At 55.3% G+C, this 18,792-nt stretch carries 19 protein-coding genes; 11 read left to right on the plus strand and 8 right to left on the minus strand.

The window, feature by feature from the left end:
* Window positions 1–59: 59 nt before the first annotated feature.
* The 8 genes from J8E65_RS08365 to J8E65_RS08400 all read left to right on the plus strand — a co-directional run bounded on the left by J8E65_RS08365 (window position 60) and on the right by J8E65_RS08400 (window position 8,811).
* The gene (locus tag J8E65_RS08365; RefSeq protein WP_210375298.1) at window positions 60–512 is read left to right on the plus strand and encodes an NUDIX hydrolase; all 453 of its coding nucleotides are present in this window, start codon (window positions 60–62) and stop codon (window positions 510–512) included.
* Between the two features lie 62 nt (window positions 513–574).
* Window positions 575–2,845, plus strand: coding sequence for a molybdopterin oxidoreductase family protein (locus J8E65_RS08370; RefSeq protein WP_210375299.1), 2,271 nt, complete (start codon window positions 575–577; stop codon window positions 2,843–2,845).
* 1 nt (window position 2,846) lies between these two features.
* Complete coding sequence (locus J8E65_RS08375) at window positions 2,847–3,572, plus strand: hypothetical protein (protein ID WP_237181789.1); 726 nt, start codon at window positions 2,847–2,849, stop codon at window positions 3,570–3,572.
* A 2-nt stretch (window positions 3,573–3,574) separates the two neighbouring features.
* Window positions 3,575–3,709 (plus strand): hypothetical protein, encoded by a 135-nt coding sequence (locus J8E65_RS12550; RefSeq protein ID WP_262896827.1) that lies wholly within the window; start codon window positions 3,575–3,577, stop codon window positions 3,707–3,709.
* Window positions 3,710–3,855: 146 nt separating this feature from the next.
* Window positions 3,856–5,658, plus strand: coding sequence for an ABC transporter ATP-binding protein (locus tag J8E65_RS08385; protein WP_210375300.1), 1,803 nt, complete (start codon window positions 3,856–3,858; stop codon window positions 5,656–5,658).
* 9 nt (window positions 5,659–5,667) lie between these two features.
* On the plus strand, window positions 5,668–6,624 hold the full coding sequence (locus J8E65_RS08390; RefSeq protein WP_210375301.1) for a ribonuclease Z: 957 nt from the start codon (window positions 5,668–5,670) through the stop codon (window positions 6,622–6,624).
* On the plus strand, window positions 6,594–8,393 hold the full coding sequence (locus tag J8E65_RS08395) for an ABC transporter ATP-binding protein (RefSeq protein ID WP_210375302.1): 1,800 nt from the start codon (window positions 6,594–6,596) through the stop codon (window positions 8,391–8,393). The genes J8E65_RS08390 and J8E65_RS08395 overlap by 31 nt, the downstream gene beginning before the upstream one ends.
* 64 nt (window positions 8,394–8,457) lie before the next feature.
* Complete coding sequence (locus tag J8E65_RS08400; protein ID WP_210375303.1) at window positions 8,458–8,811, plus strand: ArsR/SmtB family transcription factor; 354 nt, start codon at window positions 8,458–8,460, stop codon at window positions 8,809–8,811.
* Here the strand turns inward: J8E65_RS08400 and J8E65_RS08405 are convergent.
* Window positions 8,808–9,011, minus strand: coding sequence for a hypothetical protein (locus tag J8E65_RS08405; protein WP_210375304.1), 204 nt, complete (start codon window positions 9,009–9,011; stop codon window positions 8,808–8,810). The genes J8E65_RS08400 and J8E65_RS08405 overlap by 4 nt on opposite strands.
* 4 nt (window positions 9,012–9,015) lie before the next feature.
* Between J8E65_RS08405 and J8E65_RS08410 the strand changes: the two genes are divergently transcribed.
* Window positions 9,016–9,237 carry a hypothetical protein gene (locus tag J8E65_RS08410; protein ID WP_210375305.1) on the plus strand — a complete coding sequence of 74 codons (222 nt, stop codon included), beginning with the start codon at window positions 9,016–9,018 and terminating at the stop codon, window positions 9,235–9,237.
* Window positions 9,238–9,373: 136 nt separating this feature from the next.
* The gene (locus J8E65_RS08415; protein WP_210375306.1) at window positions 9,374–11,518 is read left to right on the plus strand and encodes a cation:proton antiporter domain-containing protein; all 2,145 of its coding nucleotides are present in this window, start codon (window positions 9,374–9,376) and stop codon (window positions 11,516–11,518) included.
* Here J8E65_RS08415 and J8E65_RS08420 read toward each other — a convergent pair.
* From J8E65_RS08420 to J8E65_RS08440, 5 genes are all read right to left on the minus strand, one after another.
* On the minus strand, window positions 11,515–12,078 hold the full coding sequence (locus tag J8E65_RS08420; RefSeq protein ID WP_210375307.1) for an HD domain-containing protein: 564 nt from the start codon (window positions 12,076–12,078) through the stop codon (window positions 11,515–11,517). The two genes, J8E65_RS08415 and J8E65_RS08420, sit on opposite strands and share 4 nt — an antisense overlap.
* Window positions 12,079–12,081: 3 nt before the next feature.
* The gene (locus J8E65_RS08425) at window positions 12,082–12,945 is read right to left on the minus strand and encodes a hydroxypyruvate isomerase family protein (protein WP_210375308.1); all 864 of its coding nucleotides are present in this window, start codon (window positions 12,943–12,945) and stop codon (window positions 12,082–12,084) included.
* A gap of 69 nt (window positions 12,946–13,014) precedes the next feature.
* On the minus strand, window positions 13,015–13,956 hold the full coding sequence (locus J8E65_RS08430; RefSeq protein ID WP_210375309.1) for an MlaD family protein: 942 nt from the start codon (window positions 13,954–13,956) through the stop codon (window positions 13,015–13,017).
* The gene (locus tag J8E65_RS08435; protein WP_210375310.1) at window positions 13,953–14,711 is read right to left on the minus strand and encodes an ABC transporter ATP-binding protein; all 759 of its coding nucleotides are present in this window, start codon (window positions 14,709–14,711) and stop codon (window positions 13,953–13,955) included. Before J8E65_RS08435 ends, J8E65_RS08430 begins: the two co-directional genes overlap by 4 nt.
* A 3-nt stretch (window positions 14,712–14,714) precedes the next feature.
* The gene (locus tag J8E65_RS08440) at window positions 14,715–15,476 is read right to left on the minus strand and encodes an MlaE family ABC transporter permease (protein WP_210375311.1); all 762 of its coding nucleotides are present in this window, start codon (window positions 15,474–15,476) and stop codon (window positions 14,715–14,717) included.
* Window positions 15,477–15,598: 122 nt separating this feature from the next.
* On the opposite strand from J8E65_RS08440, the gene radA reads away from it, so the two are divergent.
* Entirely contained in the window at window positions 15,599–16,960 is a 1,362-nt protein-coding gene (gene radA, locus J8E65_RS08445) for a DNA repair protein RadA (protein WP_210375312.1), read from the plus strand.
* On the opposite strand, the gene J8E65_RS08450 is transcribed toward radA, so the two are convergent.
* Both J8E65_RS08450 and J8E65_RS08455 read right to left on the minus strand, forming a co-directional pair.
* Entirely contained in the window at window positions 16,957–17,496 is a 540-nt protein-coding gene (locus J8E65_RS08450) for a CoA-binding protein (RefSeq protein WP_210375313.1), read from the minus strand. The two genes, radA and J8E65_RS08450, sit on opposite strands and share 4 nt — an antisense overlap.
* Entirely contained in the window at window positions 17,463–18,782 is a 1,320-nt protein-coding gene (locus J8E65_RS08455) for an O-acetylhomoserine aminocarboxypropyltransferase/cysteine synthase family protein (protein ID WP_210375314.1), read from the minus strand. Before J8E65_RS08455 ends, J8E65_RS08450 begins: the two co-directional genes overlap by 34 nt.
* Window positions 18,783–18,792: the final 10 nt, after the last annotated feature.

The following is an 18,792-nucleotide window of genomic DNA, read 5'->3' on the forward strand; positions in this document are numbered from 1 at the left end:
TCAGAGGGCCGGGTTGTCACGATTTTGTGGCGAGTTTTCAGCAAAATGCTCCTACGTCTATGGTCGAAACGATCGTTCGTGTTGTCGATGTGTATGCTTACCGTCACAAAGACGGTATTTTAAAGTTTTTGCTACTCCGACGGGCACCGGGGGTGAGCTATGCCGGCCAGTGGCGCATGATTGGCGGCAAGATTCGGCCAGGTGAGGTCGCCTGGCAGACGGCATTGCGGGAAGTGCAAGAAGAAACGGGACAGCGACCGCTTCGGCTTTGGGTGGTGCCTTCGCTGAACGCGTTTTACGAGTGGCAGCATGACCGGATCAACCTAATTCCGGTTTTTGCCGCTGAGCTGCAAGCGGATCCAGTGCTCGACGATGAGCACGATGCTTTTGCCTGGCTTGGTCTTGAAGAGGCAAGCGAACGCTTGCTTTGGCCTGAGCAGCGTCGATTGTTGCGTTTGGTGGCCCAAATGTTGCACAACGGTCTGCCACCAGAAATTTTTGTCTCTTTCTGAGGCGTTTTTAATTTTGTACTGTTCTATTTTCCCTTGAGGTAAAACTGTAATCCTTCCCGGATATGTCTTCAGGTACGCTAACGCGCCGGGAGCTTTTGCAACGGCTGGGCACGCTGGCTGGAGGGGTCATCATCACTGGACCACTTTCTGGCTGCGAAAGCCTATGGAAACGTCAGCCCATCGTTCCTGTCGATCGGTGGCACAAAGCTGTATGCCGTTTTTGCGGTACCGGTTGTGGCATTATGGTTGGCGTACAAGGGGGGCGTGTGGTGGATGTTAAAGGCGATGTGTATGCCCACAACCGGGGGCGTCTGTGCATTAAGGGCATCTTGAATCGAGAGCTGCTCTACGTGCGCGACCGAGCCCTTTACCCTATGGTCCGCCGCAACGGTCAACTCGAGCGGGCTTCCTGGGACGAAGCCATGGCGCTGGTGGCTGAGCGTTTTCGGGAAGCCATTGAGCGTTACGGTCCTGATAGTGTGGCCTTCTATGGTAGCGGTCAGCTTTTCACGGAAGAAAGCTACACCGCCAATAAGCTTTTCAAAGCTGGCATCGGCACCAATAATGTGGACGGCAATCCGCGTTTGTGCATGGCTTCAGCAGCAGCGGGCTACATCTCGGTTTTTGGTAAAGATGAGCCCATGGGATGCTACGATGACATCGATGCCGCTACCTGCTTTTTTATTACGGGCGCCAATATGGCCGATTGTCACCCAGTGCTTTGGGAGCGCGTGCTGGATCGCAAGCGAAGTCGCCCAGAAACCGTGCTGATTGTCGTCGATCCGAGGCGCACGCGGACTGCCCGGCAAGCCGACTATCATTTGCCCATTCTGCCAGCTACCGATGTGGCGCTGTATAATGCGATGATCTATGAATTTATTCGAAATGGCTTTATTGACCAGGACATGGTCGAAAACTATTTAACCTTTCGGGAAGGTGATGCAGCGCGGACGTTTGAGGACCTAAAACGCCACGTGGCGCACTATGCACCAGCGCGTGTAGCTCAAGTCTGTGGTGTCGAGGCGCGATTCATCGAGGAAGTAGCCTATCTGTTTGCTGCATCCGAAGCAACTATGTCGTTTTGGACCATGGGGCTAAACCAGCAGGTCCAGGGAACAGCCGCAAATCGACTGATTCATGCCATGCATCTTCTCACTGGGCACATCGGCAGGCCTGGAGCAACACCCTTTTCGCTTACCGGTCAACCGAATGCGGGCGGTGGCGTGCGGGATACTGGTGCCTTGGCGCATGCCCTACCTAACGGACGGGTTGTCACCAACCCGCAGCATCGGGCAGAGATGGAAGATCTCTGGGGGGTACCGCGTGGGCGCATCAGTTCCAAGCCCGGCTACGATGCCGTAGCCATGTTTGAGGCCATGGAGCGGGGAGAACTCAAGTGTGTGCTGGTTATGGGTACCAATCCTGCTCAGTCTTTACCCAACGTGTCGCGCTACCGGCAAGCCATGGAACGCACTTTTCTCGTGGTTGCCGATGCGGTCTTTCCAACGGAGACGACGCAGTTTGCCGACGTTTTCTTGCCAGCGGCCATGTGGCTTGAAAAAGGGGGCGTCTACAGCCAGTCGGAGCGGCGCTACCACCTCGTGCCCAAGCTGGTTGATCCCCCCGGTGAGGCGCGTTCCGACCTAGAAATCTTGGTTGAGCTGGCCGATCGCTTAGGCTATGGGGAACTGATCCAGGCACGAACGCCTGAAGCCGTTTGGGATGAATGGCGACAGATCTCAGCCCACTCGCCCTACAATTTTGCCGGTATTACCTATGAACGGCTTGAAAAGGAGCGTGGGCTGCGCTGGCCATGTCCTACTGAAACGCACCCCGGTACCTGCCGCCGCTACGTACCAGGAGAGGATCCGATGGCTAAAGGCCGTCGGCGTTTTGATTTTTACGGGCGACCGGATGGGCGTGCCGTAATCTACCTGGAGCACCAACAGCCCCCTAGTGACCCAAGCTCAGAAGCATACCCGCTTACGCTGGTGACAGGACGCGTCTACGAACACTGGCACACCATGACCCTGACAGGAAAGTTGCCTGAACTGGAAACAATCGAAACGGATTTTCTCGTGGTGCATCCCCGCGATGCACACCGCTACAACCTTCAGGACGGCCAGCCCGTGCTTGTCGAAAGTCGGCGGGGGCAGGCCGTACTTCGAGCACGCATAAGCACTGACATTACGCCTGGTGTCGTTTTCGCACCATTTCACGCACCGCAAGCACTGGTTAATCGCGTAGTCAACGGAAACGTTGATCCGATTTCCAAAGAACCGGCCTACAAGGAGAGCGCTGTCCGTATTCGGCCAGCAGGAACCCCAAGCTAAAATGATGATGAAACGCCTGCTATTCGCTTGGCTGCTGATGGTGCTAGGATGGCCTGAAGGGGCCTGGGCCCAAGGGCAATCGCCAGGAATTGCCGCAGCTGAGCTATTCCGCTGGATGGGTATTTTCGCCGCGGTGTTGGGTATCGGATGGCTAGTCCTCAATCATTGGGTACTACGCAACCGGCTGCCACGGGCTTTCTATCACTGGGCAATGCTTTTGGGGCTGTTTGCCTTACCCGCCCTAGCCCTAATGGGCGCTGTGGAATTTATGTTTGAGGAGACCAAGACTGTTGCTTCGTGCAATACGTGCCATGTGATGGCGCCTTTTGTAGAAGATATGCAGGATCCTCATAGTGCTACGCTGGCCGCGCGGCACTTTCGCAACAAGTGGATTCCAGAAAAGCAGTGCTACGCCTGTCATACGACCTATGGGTTGCACGGCACGCTGGCTGCTAAGCGAGACGGATTTCGGCACTGGTTGTTGTACGTGACCCGAAGCTGGAATGAGCCTATTCGGTATGCAGGCGCCTTTCCTAATGTGAGCTGTTTGGCGTGCCATGACGGTACAAGCGCTTTTCAAGGCGTGCCTGCCCATGGTGCGCTCCTTACCGATTTGCGGAGCGATCGTGTGGCATGCACCAGTTGCCATGGCCCACCGCACCCAACACCCCTCGAACGCTTCCCGTTGCTTTCCTCAGGTTTGTTGCGCCAAGCGACAGTAAAATAGCCATGACTATTGAAACAAAAACAGATCGGTTGCTGAGCGCTGCTATTGTACTAGCTATTACTGGCTTAGTCTGTTTGCTGGCGTTTCTCCTGCGGGGCTTTACAGCCTGGAGTGTAGGGATAGGCATCTTTTTCTAGGTGTACCGCTTTTGCTCAGTGCCTTCGTGCTCTACGTCCTTGTGGTCGTTCGCGATTTGCGCCGGCGCGGGGCATTATAAAAGCTGTGGATCAGCTCGGACGGGAAAAGCGTTCGAGACCCGTTGCGCTGTGGATTGATTTTGCGTATGGGGACGCTTGCCCGGCTGAATTGGTATTTTTGGAAATACCGGCGTCTGTTTGGTCCCGGTCTCTTGTGCGCTATCGCTTCGGCTTTGTTTGCCATTTTGGCCCCAAGTGTGGTGCGGCAAGCCGTCGATAGCATTCCCCGTTTTGTCGCCTATTATCAGGCGGTTGCTGGTACCTCGGCACAGCCTTTGATCTACGGCTATGTGCTTGCTGGACTGCTTTTCTATGGTGTGGTCATTTTAGGGCTTAGCCTGCTTAGCGGACTGTTTACGTTTTTGATGCGGCAGACGCTGGTGGTTGCTTCACGCCATGTGGAATACGATCTGCGCAATGCGCTCTACGAGCATTTGCAGCAACTTCCCCCTAGTTTTTACCGGAAATTTTCTACCGGAGATGTGCTCACGCGGGCTACAAGCGACATCGAACAAGTGCGGCGCTACGTAGGACCGGCGGTCATGTACGCCGCGCGAGCCCTGGTGCTCATGGTCACGGCCATTACAGCTATGATTTTAATTTCGCCTGAGCTGACGCTCTATACCCTTTTGCCTATGCCACTGCTGGCCGTGGGGGTCTTCTGGGTGGCACGCTTGGTGCATGAACGCAGCGATGCTTTGCAGGCGCAATATGCGCGCTTAACCAGCCGCGTCCAGGAAGCGTTCAGCGGCATTCGGGTGCTTAAAGCGTACGTGCGTGAAGCAGCTGAGGCGCGGGCGTTTGAGGCAGAAAGCGAAACTTACCGGCGTCGCATGCTTGAACTGGCCCGTGTTGATGCTTTCTGGTCGCCCATTTTTTTGCTGCTCACCGGCCTTTCGACGATCCTGGTGGTTTGGAAAGGGGGACAGCTCGTTATGGCCGGCACCATAACGATTGGCAACATTGCTGAATTTATTATCTATGTGGCTCTGATGACGTGGCCGGTAGCCTCTGTGGGCTTTGTGCTTTCGATGATCCAGCGGGCTTCGGCCTCTATGGCGCGCCTGAGCGAGATTTTCGATACGGTACCTGAGATTCGAGACGATCCGGCATGGACTGACCCCAAAATCCGACATTTGGAAGGCCGCGTTGCTTTTCATCACGTGTACTTCCGCTATGAAACGAGCGGTCCTTGGGTGCTTCAAGACATCAGCTTTGAGGTGCCTGCAGGCAGCGTGTTAGGTATTGTAGGGCGGACCGGTGCCGGTAAGACAACGCTGGTGGAGCTCATCCCGCGCTTGATCGAGCCAACGCAAGGCGTGGTGATGATTGACGGCCACGACGTGCGGCGCATTCCACTTGAGGTGCTGCGTCGCTCGATTGGGTATGCACCCCAGGATGTGTTTCTTTTTAGCGATACCATTGCAGCTAACATCGCTTTCGGTGAACTCGAGGCGGATCCTACGCGCATCGAGGAGGCTGCCCATGAGGCCGATTTGCTAGAGAACGTGCAGCGCTTTCCACGGGGATTTGAAACCTTCGTCGGTGAGCGGGGGATAACGCTCTCTGGTGGGCAGAAGCAGCGCACGGCTATGGCCCGAGCGCTCATTCGACGCCCCCGCATTTTAATTCTCGACGATGCACTCTCCGCTGTGGATACAGAGACGGAACGTCGGATTCTCGCGCAGCTTCGGCGGCACTATGGGAAGCGTACAATCATCATCGTCAGTCACCGCATTTCGGCCGTTCAGGAAGCCGATTTGATTCTGGTGCTTGATGAAGGCCGCGTTGTCGAGCGCGGCACGCACGCCGAGCTGCTGCGCCAAGACGGCCTGTACGCCCAGCTGTATCGCCAGCAGCTGCTAGAAGAAGAACTCAAACACTTGTAGAGGTCGGTTGTGGAGCTGTTTATCATTCCTTTAGGTACAGCTTCGGCCATCCCAACACGCACGCGCGCATTGTCGTCGGTTGCGCTCGAGCGCGCTGGACGCCTGCTGCTGTTTGATTGCGGCGAAGGCACGCAGTACCGGCTCATGGCTGCTGGCCTAAAACCCTCCCGCCTAGAAGCTGTACTGATCACCCATTTTCATGGCGACCATTTTTATGGGCTGTTTGGGCTCCTTGCCACGCTCAGCATGATTAACCGAAAGCAACCGCTCGTCGTGGTGGGACCCCAAGGCCTTGCGCAAACTGTAGACCAACTTCCAGGACTTACGCCTACCGAGCGAAGCTATCCCATTCAATACATAGAGCTATGTGAAGGCTTTGAGCAGCAGGTGGTACTGGAGACAACCGACTATAGGGTGATTGCAAGACCGCTCGAGCATCGAACGTTTACCATAGGCTACCGCTTTGAGGAGAAGCCGCGGCCCGGACGCCTTAACGCTGCGCGCGCTGCAGCGCTTGGCGTGACCGACTATGCCCAGCTGCGCGCGCTTAAGGAAGGACGCCCAGTGCAAGTGGGCAAGCGGTGGATTACTCCAGAAACAGTGCTTTCACCCCCCATCCCTGGACGCACCTTTGCTTACGTGGCCGATACGCGACCCTGTGAGGCCGGAATACGTCTAGCAGAAGGCGTGGACCTACTTTATCACGAGGCCACGTTTTGCCAGGCGCAGCACCGACTGGCTGTGGAGCGCGGGCATAGCACAGCCCGCGAAGCCGCTGAGGTCGCGCTGCAGGCTGGCGCACGCCGACTGCTTCTAGGGCATTTTAGCGCTCGCTATGAAGATCCAATGCCCCTTGTTGAAGAAGCCCGAAGCATTTTCCCCGAAACCGAGGCCGCCGAAGAACTCAAGCGGTATGCAATCGCGAAAGATTTGCCGTGGATGATCAAAGCACACGCGACAACGTAGCCCTCGATCGCAGATTGCTGTGGCGGCTGGCCCGCTACCTGTGGCCCTACCGGCACTGGGTAGCGCTAGCCTTTGGCACCGTCATGGCAGCTGCTTTTTTGGGCCCTTTGCGACCAAAGCTGGTCCAGGTGGCCGTCGACCATCACATTGTCGCTGGCGATTGGCAGGGCCTGGAACGCATCATTCTGCTTTTGGTCGGCGTGCTGCTTGTAGAAGCTGTCCTGTCGTTTGTGAACGACTACCTCACCCAATGGATTGGGCAAAAAGCAATCTTCGATATCCGAACCCAGGTTTACCGGCACATCCAGCGGCAGTCGCTACGCTTTTTTGATCACACGCCAGTTGGACGTTTGATCACGCGCGTAACCAGTGATGTTGAGGCGCTCAGCGACATGCTTTCGGCTGGCGTGGTACGCATTCTGGGCGACCTGTTTCGACTGGTCTTTATTGCCTATTTCATGTTTATGCTGGAGTGGCGACTAGCCCTGGTGACACTCTCGGTGATGCCCTTCATGATCGGAGCCGTGGCATGGTTCAGGCGCAAAGTGCGCCAACAGTATCGCGAAACGCGCCGGCAAATTGCCCGGCTGAATGCTTTCTTACAAGAGCATATCAGCGGGATGAAAATAGTTCAGCTCTTCAATAGAGAAGCAGAGGAAAAACAACGCTTTAGTCAGATTAACGACGAGCACCGACAGGCCCAGATCAAAACGGTCTTCTACTTTGCCATTTTCTGGCCGGCGGTGCAGCTTGTCTCGGATGCAGCCTTGGGCTTGGTGCTTTGGGTAGGCGGCCTTCGGGCGCTTGAGGGCACCCTGACACTCGGTGTGCTGATCGCTTTTGTTCAGTACGTGCGCCAGTTCTTTGAGCCTATTCGCAACCTCTCCGATCAGTACAACATGCTCCAAAGCGCCATGGCGGGTGCCGAGCGCATCTTTGGCCTGCTTGACCAGGATACGGCGTTGCCTGAACCAGCACGACCAGTTCGGGTGGAGCGACTGCGGGGTAGCATAGCTTTTCGCAATGTCTGGTTTACCTATGATACGCTGCCTCTAGATGGCCAAGAGCCTAATTGGGTGTTGCGTGACGTGTCGTTTAGCATTGAGCCTGGTCAGCATGTAGCCATCGTAGGGGCAACCGGTGCCGGTAAGACCACCATTATCCATTTGCTGCTGCGCTTCTACGATGTACAGCGCGGCCAAATCCTTATCGACGGCCGAGACGTGCGCGACTATGCTTCGCAAGACCTGCGCCGGCACATTGGACTGGTCCTGCAAGACGTGTTTCTCTTTTCTGGCTCCGTGCGTGAAAACATCACTTTGGGAGACCCTTCTATTCCTTTGGAAAAAGTACGCGAAGCTGCTCGGCTCATTGGCGCCGATCGGTTCATCGAGCAGCTTCCCGCGGGTTATGATCAGGACGTGCGTGAACGCGGCCTAACGCTGTCGCACGGCCAGCGCCAGCTTCTTTCGTTTGTCCGTGCGCTGGTGCATGATCCCGAAATCTTGGTGCTCGACGAGGCTACCTCAAGCGTGGATAGTGAAACCGAGCAGCTCATTCAACGCGCCATGGAAACATTACTTCGCGGCCGTACTGCCTTGATTATTGCGCATCGACTATCCACCATTCAGCATGCGGATCAAATTCTGGTCTTGCACCGCGGAGAAGTACGCGAATGCGGCACGCACCAGGAACTGCTCGCCCGCGATGGCCTTTACCGACGGCTCTATGAGCTGCAGTTTCAAGAGCAGGCGCGTAGTGCGGCCTAAAGGCTTGTCTCCAGGGAGGTGAAAATGTTATCATAGACTGCGCTGTCCTAAAAAACGAAACAATATGGCACGGGCTGAGCCTAAACGATTTTTACCCCCTGAAGCGCGCATGGCAGCGCTCATGCGTGCCTTAGGACATCCAGCTCGTATTGCCATCCTGAAGTTGCTGGCCGAGCGAGGGGCTATGCCTTGTTTTGAATTGGTCGAAGAGTTGCCCCTGGCGCAGGCGACCATCTCTCAGCACTTGCGCGCGCTTCGGGAGGTGGGGCTTGTGACGTTCCAGACCGAAGGGTCGCGCTCTTACTATCGCATTCAGCCCGAAGTGCTTCAGGAGCTTGACCGTGCCTTTCGCTTTCTGATGATGCAGCTGCGCCCGGCTGTGCCACCCGACGCAGCTTTCCCTTCGCATGTAGCTTAAAGCTGCTTTTTACCTGAGAGCGCCTCAACCCAAACCGGTGCATCGGCACGCTTGCGCCGAAAGTGCCATCCGAGAAGGACGCCCATGGATAAGAAGCCTTCAGCGATCAGGATCATTTTGTGAAGCGTCAAGCCCAAGGAAACCTGCCGAGAAGAAGAAGGCCTATTTTGCAGTTCACTGACGTGTCGTTTCAGCTGCATCGGTATGGCCAAATTCCTTTCGCAGCCAAATGCACTGCAGCTTTGGGCGTTGCTCTCGGGTGGCTGGTTGAGGCAGCGTGATGATGACCGCAGCGCCCCAAGTGCTTGTTTCTATACCGCACTGGCCGATCGGTTGGCGATTTGGGCTGAAAGCGAGCTTTGTGCGCTGACGTTGGGCAATGGGATTATCGACACACAAAAGCGTGGGCGGCGCCATGGGCGCTGAGCTGACTGGGCAAGGGGAGCAACATAAACGCTACGGCCGGCGTAATCGCCTAATGTCATCTCCAGACATTTGGGGGATGCATTGAAGCTGAGCAGCGCAGTCGATTCTGCTCAGGACGTAACATATCCAGAGACGTATGGAGACTTTTACAGCTGCTGCGCATCATGATGTACTCCTCTTGCTTGTCCAGATCGCGGTGCTTTTGCTGACCGCGAGGGGTTTGGGAGAAGTAGCCCAACGCCTGAATCAACCATCTGTGGTTGGTGAAATTTTAGCAGGTATTCTGCTTGGGCCCTCCTTGCTTAGCAGCTTATTCCCTGCATTAGGGAGCTGGATAATGCCGCAAACTCCGGTGCAGGGTTATCTACTCGAGGTGGTTTCGCTGTTAGGTGTAATGTTTTTGCTTTTAATTACAGGCTTAGAAACCGATCTAGCCCTTATCCGACGTCAAGCACGAACAGCTGTTGGTGCCTCTTTGGGAGGAATTTTAGTGCCTTTTATTTCTGGTTTTGTGTTAGGCTACTACTTGCCAGACGTCCTGCTTGTTCGCACTGAGCAGCGCCTCATTTTTGCGCTTTTTTTAGCTACCGCGATGTCCATATCGGCTATTCCAGTTATTGCAAAGGTGCTGATTGATATGAAGTTAATGCGGCGGGATGTGGGCCAGACCATTCTCGCTGCAGGTATGGTGGACGATGCTATGGGTTGGATCTTGCTGTCGATTGTTGCGGGGCTGGCAGCAGGCGCACAGGTGTCTGTCGAAAGCGTGCTATGGGCAGTTGCTAAAGTAGCGCTCTTTATCGCTTTTAGCTTTACTTTTGGGCGGTGGCTCGTCAAGAGATCGCTGGACTTTGTGCAAGACGAAGTGCGAAGCCGTGATCGTCTGCTCACATTGGTGATTGTGTTGACCTTTGTGTGGGGAAGCATTACGCAAGCGCTCAATCTTGAAGCCGTGCTGGGGGCATTTTTTATGGGGATTCTTTTTGGGCAAATGCCACGTCTACCCAATGATGTGGTCCACAAGCTGGAGAGTATGACCATGGGCATCTTTGCCCCTATCTTTTTTGCCGTGGCTGGCTTGAAAGTGCACGTGCTCAACCTGTTTACGCCCCAGCTTATGGCTATCGCTTTGCTTGTGATTTTAGTAGCAACATTCGGCAAATTTGTTGGGGCTTACGTGGGCGTGCGTTTCATGGGGCGACGTGATCCCTGGACAGCGCTCAGCTTAGGTGCCGGCATGAATGCCCGAGGGGCTATGGAAATTATTGTGGCTACGATCGGGCTGCAGCTTGGCATCCTCTCTCAAGAGATGTTCTCGATCATCGTATTGATGGCGATGGTCACCTCACTCATGGCCCCTCCTATCCTTCGATGGACTTTAAGCCGCATTACACCCGAGCCTCAAGAGCTAGAACGTCTGCGCCAAGAAGAATTGTTCAAAGACAGTGTGGTTGCGCAGATCCATCGGGTGTTGGTGCCTGTGCGTCGTCGCGATGAGCCAGACGCTATGTATCACATCAAAACGTATTTGTTAGATAAACTCAACCGCCATGCACCGCTTTCTGTAACCCTTTTTAATGTTTGTGATCGTCACGAACACGCCTTAAGTATGGCGTTTTTAGATCAACTCGCGAAGGAACTCAAGGCCAAGGAGGTTACCAAAAAAGTGGTTGAAGCGCGAGCGCCTGTGCAGGCTATTTTAGATGAAGCCTTGAAAGATTATCACCTCATTGTGTTGGGTGCTACAGAAGAAGCAGATCGCCAAGGTGCGCTTTTTCATCCTATTATCGACGAGATGGTACGCCTGGCACCTTGTCCAACCCTTGTGGTCAAGGGCGGCAACAAGGCATCGCACTGGCTTCCAAAGCGCTTAATGGTCCCAACGAACGGATCTGTAGCTTCACAGCATGCGGCGGAGATTGCTTACCTTTTGGCCGATGAACCTAGCCATGAGGTGCTTCTCCTAAGCGTCATGCAACGTCCAAGTCCAGAAAATCTTTTAGAGGCTGCGTTACTTGAGCGTGAACGAGAAGTGCGGCGTCAGATTTTGGATGAGCTTGTTGCGCGTGCTGTAGCCCGAGGCGTGCGTGCCCGTAGCCTGATCGAAACCGGTGCAGAGGTCGAAACGGTCATCGTGGACGTAGCCCGTCGTGAAGGCGTAGATCTTATCCTTTTAGGAACGGATGTGCGACCGGGCTCTGATCGCTTGTTTCTTGGTCCCCGGGTCGAACGTATTTTAAACAGTGCGCCTTGCCCAGTTGTCGTGTTTAATGCTTCTTAACGTGCAGGATGTAGTCCCAGGCGTTTGGCCTCGGCTTGCAGGCCGGCAATAACGTGGGCGATGTGTTCGTCAAGCGGCAAGCCCAAGGCCTCAGCACCTCGATAGATGTCTTCACGGCTAACAGCTGCTGCAAACGCTTTGTCCTTAAGCTTTTTGCGCACCGACGACACGGTCAGGCCCTCTAAGCGGGTAGGGCGCACGTAGGCTACAGCCACTAGAAAACCAGAGAGTTCATCGACAGCAAAAAGCGTTTTCGCCAAAAGCGTTTGACGTGGTGTGCCTGTATAATCCGCATGGCCTAAAATAGCCTCTAGCATCACTTCGGGGTAACCGAGCTCGCCCAGCACACGGACGGCCACATACGGGTGTTCTTCGGGCGTGGGATGCCGTTCGTAGTCCAAGTCGTGTAGGAGGCCCGTCATGCGCCAAAGCATCTCATCTGCGCCAAAATGACGGGCATAGTGCGCCATCGCTGCTTCAACGGCATAGCCATGGCGCCGGAGGTTTTCTGACTGGACCCATTCATGAAAAAGTTTTAGGGCATCTTCGTAGGTGGGCATGGCCTACACATCACAAATGGCAATCGCATGGCGTAACGATTCGATCGGGTCTGGCCGGGTAGGGATAAACTCCTGGGCCACAAAACCCTGAAAACCTGCATCGGCTATGGCCCGCATAATCGCCGGGTAGTAGAGCTCCTGCGAATCGTCAATTTCGTGACGGCCCGGCACCCCTGCAGTGTGGAAGTGGGCGATGTAGTCGATGTTTTCCCGGATGGTTCGGATAACGTCGCCTTCCATGATTTGCATGTGGTAGATATCGTAGAGCAGCTTAAAACGCTCCGAACCGATGCGTTTGACCAGCTGGACACCCCAGGCAGTGTGATCGCACATGTAGTCGGGGTGGTCAATCTTGCTGTTGAGCAGCTCCATGCAGATGGTCACCCCGTATTTTTCCGCAGTGGGGAGGATTTGCTTGAGGCCGAGCACGCAATTTTCCAACCCTTCCTCGTCGTCCATGCCTTTGCGGTTGCCAGAAAAGCAAATCACGTTTGGGATGCCCGCTTCAGCTGCTTCTTCGATACGCTTTTTGAACTGAGGAACGAGCCATTCATGATTTTCTCGGCGATTAAAACCATCGGGAATCCGTGAAGGGCCGTTGCCCATTGCGCAGGTAAGCCCGTACTTTTTAACTATAGGCCAGTCTTGAGGGTCTAAAAGCTCAATCGACTGCAGGCCAATCTGTGCACCGATAGCGGCAAGCTCTTCCACGCTAAGGTTGGGATAGCACCACTTGCACACCGAGTGTTTGATGCGTCCTTTCCAGGAAGGACGCCTATTGCTAGCCAGGATGGCTGGCGCGCCAAAACTGCTTAGGGCTGCGGCACCTGCCAGTGTGCGCAACGCCTGACGACGTGTGAGGCCCATGGGTTTATTTGCCTTGCGTGATGCAATCTAAAGTAAGAAACAACACGCCAGGCTTTTACGCAACGGGCATTAGAACACTTTTAAAAGGGGCATTTCGCGTAAGTAGCGGCCAGGCTGGCGACGGAAATCGCGCAGGATGGCGTTGAGCTCGGTGAGCGTGGTATCGAGCCGCAAGTAGAGCGTTTCGTCGTAGACAAGCCGTCCGAGCGTGCCTTCTCCTTGAGCCATGTACGCCAACATATGGTTTAAGGAAGCCCCTGCACGCTCGAGCGAGGCGGCACTATATTCCAGGCGGCGCAGAAGATGCCGCAGCTGGGTTGCTGCTTCACGGACGGAATCGGCCACAGGGCCTGCAGCTTCATGCAGTTGGGTAGAGGCATGCGCAAGGTTTTCGAGCGTACGGGCAATGTGTTGCTGCTCTTGGGCCAGCAGCGCGGCTAAGGTTTGCGTGCTTTGCCGCAGCGCTAGGAGGGCCTGACGCAGGTCGCTTGCGGGTGCGCTAAGCTGCGTAGCAGCAGCTTCGGCAACAGTATTGGCACGGTCGAGCAGGGCATTCAGACGCGCAAGCGTCTCTGGCGCCTCTTCGAGCACGGTATTTAAACCGCTTTCATTTTCGCTGGGAAGCACACTGCCCGGACGAAGCAAGGGATTGCCAGGTGGGCCAGGCACGATTTCCATTTCTACATTGCCAAACACAGCCAAGCCCGCAATGCGTGTATAGGAACCCTCGGGGAGGGGTAAGCTGCCATGGATTTGAAAGCGTACGCGGGCCATGTTGCGCACAGCATCAAAACGCACGTCGGTGACGCGCCCAACCACCACCCCTTTGAGACGCACCAGGCTGCCGTCTACCAACCCTCCCGCGTCAGGCAGTAGCGTTTCGTAGCTGGCAGTGCGTTCAAAAAGCGGTAAGTTCATGAAAAAACGTGTGCCGAAAAACAAGATGAGGGCAGCTACAACAAGCGCTACTCCTACTTTGATTTCGTTGCTGATCGTCATCGTTGGGTTCATGCCGTGCGCGATAAAGGTTGACCTATTTGGTATTCACTGGCCTTCACAAAGGCCAGCAAGATAGGATCATCGCTGCGATGCAGCTCATCGAGCGTGCCAATCCAGTGCATGCGCCCTTGGTATAAAAAAGCCACACGGTCGGCAATCGACAGTACAGAGTGCATGTCGTGCGTAACCACAATGCCCGTTACGTTGAGGCGGTGATTTAGGTCACAAATTAGCTCATCAATGGCATTCGCGGTTTCTGGATCCAGGCCCGTTGTGGGCTCATCATAGATGATGTAGCGCGGCTTTAGGGCAATAGCCCGGGCCAGCGCGACGCGTTTTTTCATGCCACCCGAGAGCTCATCCGGCATTTTCGCGCCTACGTCTGGAAGCTGTACCAACTCGAGGCATTCCTGCACGCGACGGCGGATGTCCTCTTCTGAAAGGTTGGTAAACGTACGCAGCGGAAAGGCCACGTTCTCAAAAGCATTCATCGAGTCAAATAAGGCGCCGCCTTGAAACAACACGCCAAATTGACGACGAATGCGGCGCAGCTCACTGTAGGAGACCGCATTGATATCGACCCCGTCAACCAGCACCCGCCCGCGGTCAGGCTTGAGCAGGCCAATCAAGTGCTTCATGAGCACACTTTTGCCTGAGCCCGAACGCCCAATGATCGCTATCGTCTCACCGTCCTGAATTTCTAGCGAAACGTCTACCAGCACGGGGCGGTCATCAAAGCTTTTGTAGAGGTGTTCTACGCGAATCATGACCTACAGCAACACAATGGCCAGCACAAGATCAGCAACCAGAATGTAAACGCAGCTGAGCACAGCGGCTTGCGTAGTGCTCCGACCTACCCCTTCGGCACCGCCCTGGGTAAAATAGCCTTTATAGCAAGAGACCGACGTGATCACAAAGCCAAACACAAACGATTTGATCACGCCAAAAATTGGATCAAATGGTTTAAAAAACTGCCGTGCTCCTTGAAGAAATTCGCCTGTTGACAAAAAGCCTCCCAGGTTGGCCACAATGATGCCTGCTAAAATGCCAATGAAGGTTGCCGCAACGTAGAGCACAGGCACCATAATCATGCCGGCCAGCACGCGAGGGGCGATCAGGTAACTGACCGAATTTAATCCCATGGCCTCTAAGGCATCGATCTGTTCGGTTACGCGCATCGTTCCTAGTTCTGCCGCAATGCGCGCGCCAACGCGACCCGCCAAGATAAAGCCCGTGACAACAGCAGCCAACTCCAAAATCATGGAAGGGGCAACGACCGCACCAATCACCGTTTTGGGAATAAACGGCGATACGAGCTGATAGGCCGTTTGCACCGTCATCACCGCTCCAGAAAAGGCTGCAGCCATAGCCACAATCGGGATCGAGTCGATCCCGATGCGCACCATTTGCTGCACCAAATTTTTACGATAGGTTTTAAACTCGCCTAGGGCCGAGAAGGTCTGCACCAGGAGCAGCGTGTACTGACCCAAGGCATGAAAAGGGCGCAAAGGCCGGGGTATTGATGAAGCCATACCGGCAACTTTAAACACAGACTCGCGTCGGTAGCTGTCGAAAAACGCTCTTGGACAGAGCCGCTACAGCCTTAGCAAACGTAACACAAGCACCAGAGCAGGGGTTTCCTTGCAATCTGCCTATGGCCCGCACTTCGAGTCGATACGTATGTCAAGTTTGCGGATATGAGGCCCCACGTTGGATGGGACGCTGCCCAGAGTGTGGGGGGTGGAACACTTTGGTCGAAGAAGTTCGCCCTTCTCCTTTAAAGACGCGCTTAGGCCGAGCGGCTGCGGAAGGTCCGCCGGCTGAGCCGCTGCCTTTGTCGGCTGTCCCCCTAGAAGCTGAGCTGCGGCTAACGACTGGCGTAGCTGAGCTCGATCGGGTGTTAGGAGGGGGTATCGTGCCGGGGTCGTTAATTCTGCTGGCGGGTGAACCAGGCATTGGCAAAAGTACACTGATGACCGAGCTCGCTCGCTACTTGCGCGATCGACGCCTTCTGTACGTAACAGGTGAAGAGTCGGTGCGGCAGGTGCGGCTGCGTGCTCAGCGCTTGGGCATTGAAGGCGAAAACTTGCTCCTTTTGGCTGAAACCAATCTGGAGGTCATTTTGGAAGCTGCCCAGCGTGCAGCTGCTGAAGTGCTCATTGTCGACTCGATTCAAACGGTCTACCGGCCTGAGCTAGAAAGCGCTCCGGGATCGGTGAGCCAAGTGCGCGAAAGCGCTGCGTTGCTGCTTCGGTACGCCAAAACAACGCATGTGCCCGTGTTTTTGGTCGGCCATGTGACCAAGGAGGGGGCTATCGCCGGACCGCGCGTGCTGGAGCACATGGTCGATACCGTGCTCTACTTTGAAGGGGACCGCCATCATGCCTATCGTATCTTGCGTGCCGTAAAGAACCGTTTTGGCGCAACGCACGAAATTGGTGTCTTTGAAATGCACGAAACTGGTCTTCAGGCGGTCGACAACCCTAGCGAACGGTTTCTGTCAGAGCGGCGCTATGGCATGAGTGGCTCGGCTGTGGTATGCACGCTGGAGGGTACGCGTCCTGTGCTGGTGGAAATTCAGGCGCTGGTTACACCCACTGCCTATGGTACACCCCAGCGCAATGCCACAGGTTTTGATTACCGGCGGCTGCAGATGCTGCTGGCCGTACTCGAGAAGCGGGAAGGGTGGCGTTTGGCCGCTTATGATGTATTTGTCAACGTTGCGGGAGGGTTGCGTTTGGAAGATCCAGCGGCTGATCTCGGCGTGCTGGTGGCGGTTGCTTCGTCGTTTCGAGACATTCCAGCCGATACCGGCACGGTACTGATTGGCGAGGTCGGGCTTGGGGGAGAAATTCGCGGCGTAAGTCAGCTTGAGCTACGCTTGCGTGAGGCTGCACGCCTAGGCTTTCAGCAGGCTTTAATCCCAGCACACCATCTCAAAGGGCTGCTGCGCCCTGAGCGTTTGGAAGTCGTTGGCGTGCGCACGCTCCAGGAAGCACTCGAACAGGTGCTTTAAAACCAGCGGCGCGCGCGACGGGCCGTAATGATGCCGGTATTCATCCCCACCCAGTGCATGCTGCCGTTATAGCGACCGTGCTCCATCTTGATGCAGCGGTCCATAACGACCTTGAGGCCACCCGCTTCAGCAATCTGGGCTGCTTCTAGGCTGACGATGCGCAGCTGAAGCCAAAGCGTTTTGGCACCGATTTCTACGGCTTGGCGGGCGTAAAGCGGGCATTCATGGGCCGGGCGAAACACATCAACCACATCGACAGGCTCCGGAATGCTCCGCAAGTCGGGGTAAGCCCGTTCGCCCAAGATTTCTTCCGCCCGCGGATTCACGGGAATGATCCGATAGCCGGCATATTGCAGGTAGGTTGCCACAAAGTGGCTGGCTTTCTGCCGATCGGCCGATAGCCCGACAATCGCGATCGTACGCGACTCAGCCAAAACTTTTCGGATGACGCTCGGGTTTTGGTACTTCTCCCGGAGCTCAGGAGGAAGGAGCGAGTTTAGCGTCAGATCGCATGCAAGGCCTGATCCAGGTCCCATAGCAAGTCGTCCAGGGTTTCTAGTCCAATCGATAGTCGAATCATTTCCGGTCTAATACCGGCTTCTTCTAGTTCTTCATCCGAAAGCTGTTGGTGCGTAGTGGTGGCTGGATGGATGACCAGGCTGCGCACATCACCCACGTTGGCCAAATGCGAGAAAAGCTGGAGCGACTCAATAAACTTTTTGCCAGCAGCCCTTGGGCCTTCGCTGCCGTACTTGATGCCAAACGTGAAGACCGCACCAGGACCTAGAGGCGTATATTTCTGGGCCAGCTCGTAATAGGGATTGTCTGGCAATCCGGCATACGCTACCCAGGCTACCTTGGGATGGTCATGCAGGAATTCGGCCACGGCGCGTGCATTAGCAACGTGGCGCTCCATGCGAAGCGAAAGCGTCTCTAGGCCTTGAAGGAGTAAAAAGGCATTAAAAGGCGATAAGCAAGCGCCTACGTCACGAAGCGTTTCGGCACGCAGCTTCATCAGAAAGCCATGGTGGCCAAAGGTGTCGTAGAAACGCAAACCGTGGTATGAAGGCGAAGGCTCGGCAATCGTAGGGAAGTGGCTGTAGTCGAACGTTCCGGCTTCAACAACCACGCCAGCGATTGAATTACCATGGCCGCCAATGAACTTGGTGGCCGAGTGCACCACGATGTCAGCGCCCCAATCGATGGGTCGGCACAGGTACGGTGTGGCAAAGGTGTTGTCCACAATGAGCGGAATACGGTGCGCGTGAGCCAGTTCAGCCAGACGCTCGATGTCGAGCACGCTGCCTTGCGGATTGCCAATAGTCTCGCCGTAGAGTGCACGCGTGCGCGTCGTAATCGCTGCTTCCCAGGCGTCGAAGTCGGTCGGATCAACAAAGTGCACCCTAACGCCCAACTTTTTGAGCGTATGGGTGAACTGTGTTTTTGTGCCCCCATAAAGGTGCTTCGAAGCCACCACCTCGTCACCAGGCTCCAGCAGCGTCATGAGGGTGAGAAACTGGGCGGCCATCCCACTGGCCGTGGCTACAGCACCCGTTCCGTTTTCGAGAGAAGCCATGCGCTCTTCGAAAACGGCCGTTGTGGGGTTGTTGATGCGCGTATAGATGTTGCCGTACTGCTTCAGCTCAAAGAGCTGGGCTGCATAGTCCACGTCGTCGAAGACATAGGATGTGGTCTGATAAATCGGCACGGCACGGGAGCCGGTAACAGCATCAGGGATATGCCCTGCATGCAGCATGCGTGTTTCAAAGCCAAACACGCGATTGGTCCGCGTTGCGGAAGCCGAAGCAGTGCGCTCAGCCATAGTCTACAAG

This window comes from Rhodothermus bifroesti, assembly GCF_017908595.1.
GTDB lineage: Bacteria > Bacteroidota > Rhodothermia > Rhodothermales > Rhodothermaceae > Rhodothermus > Rhodothermus bifroesti.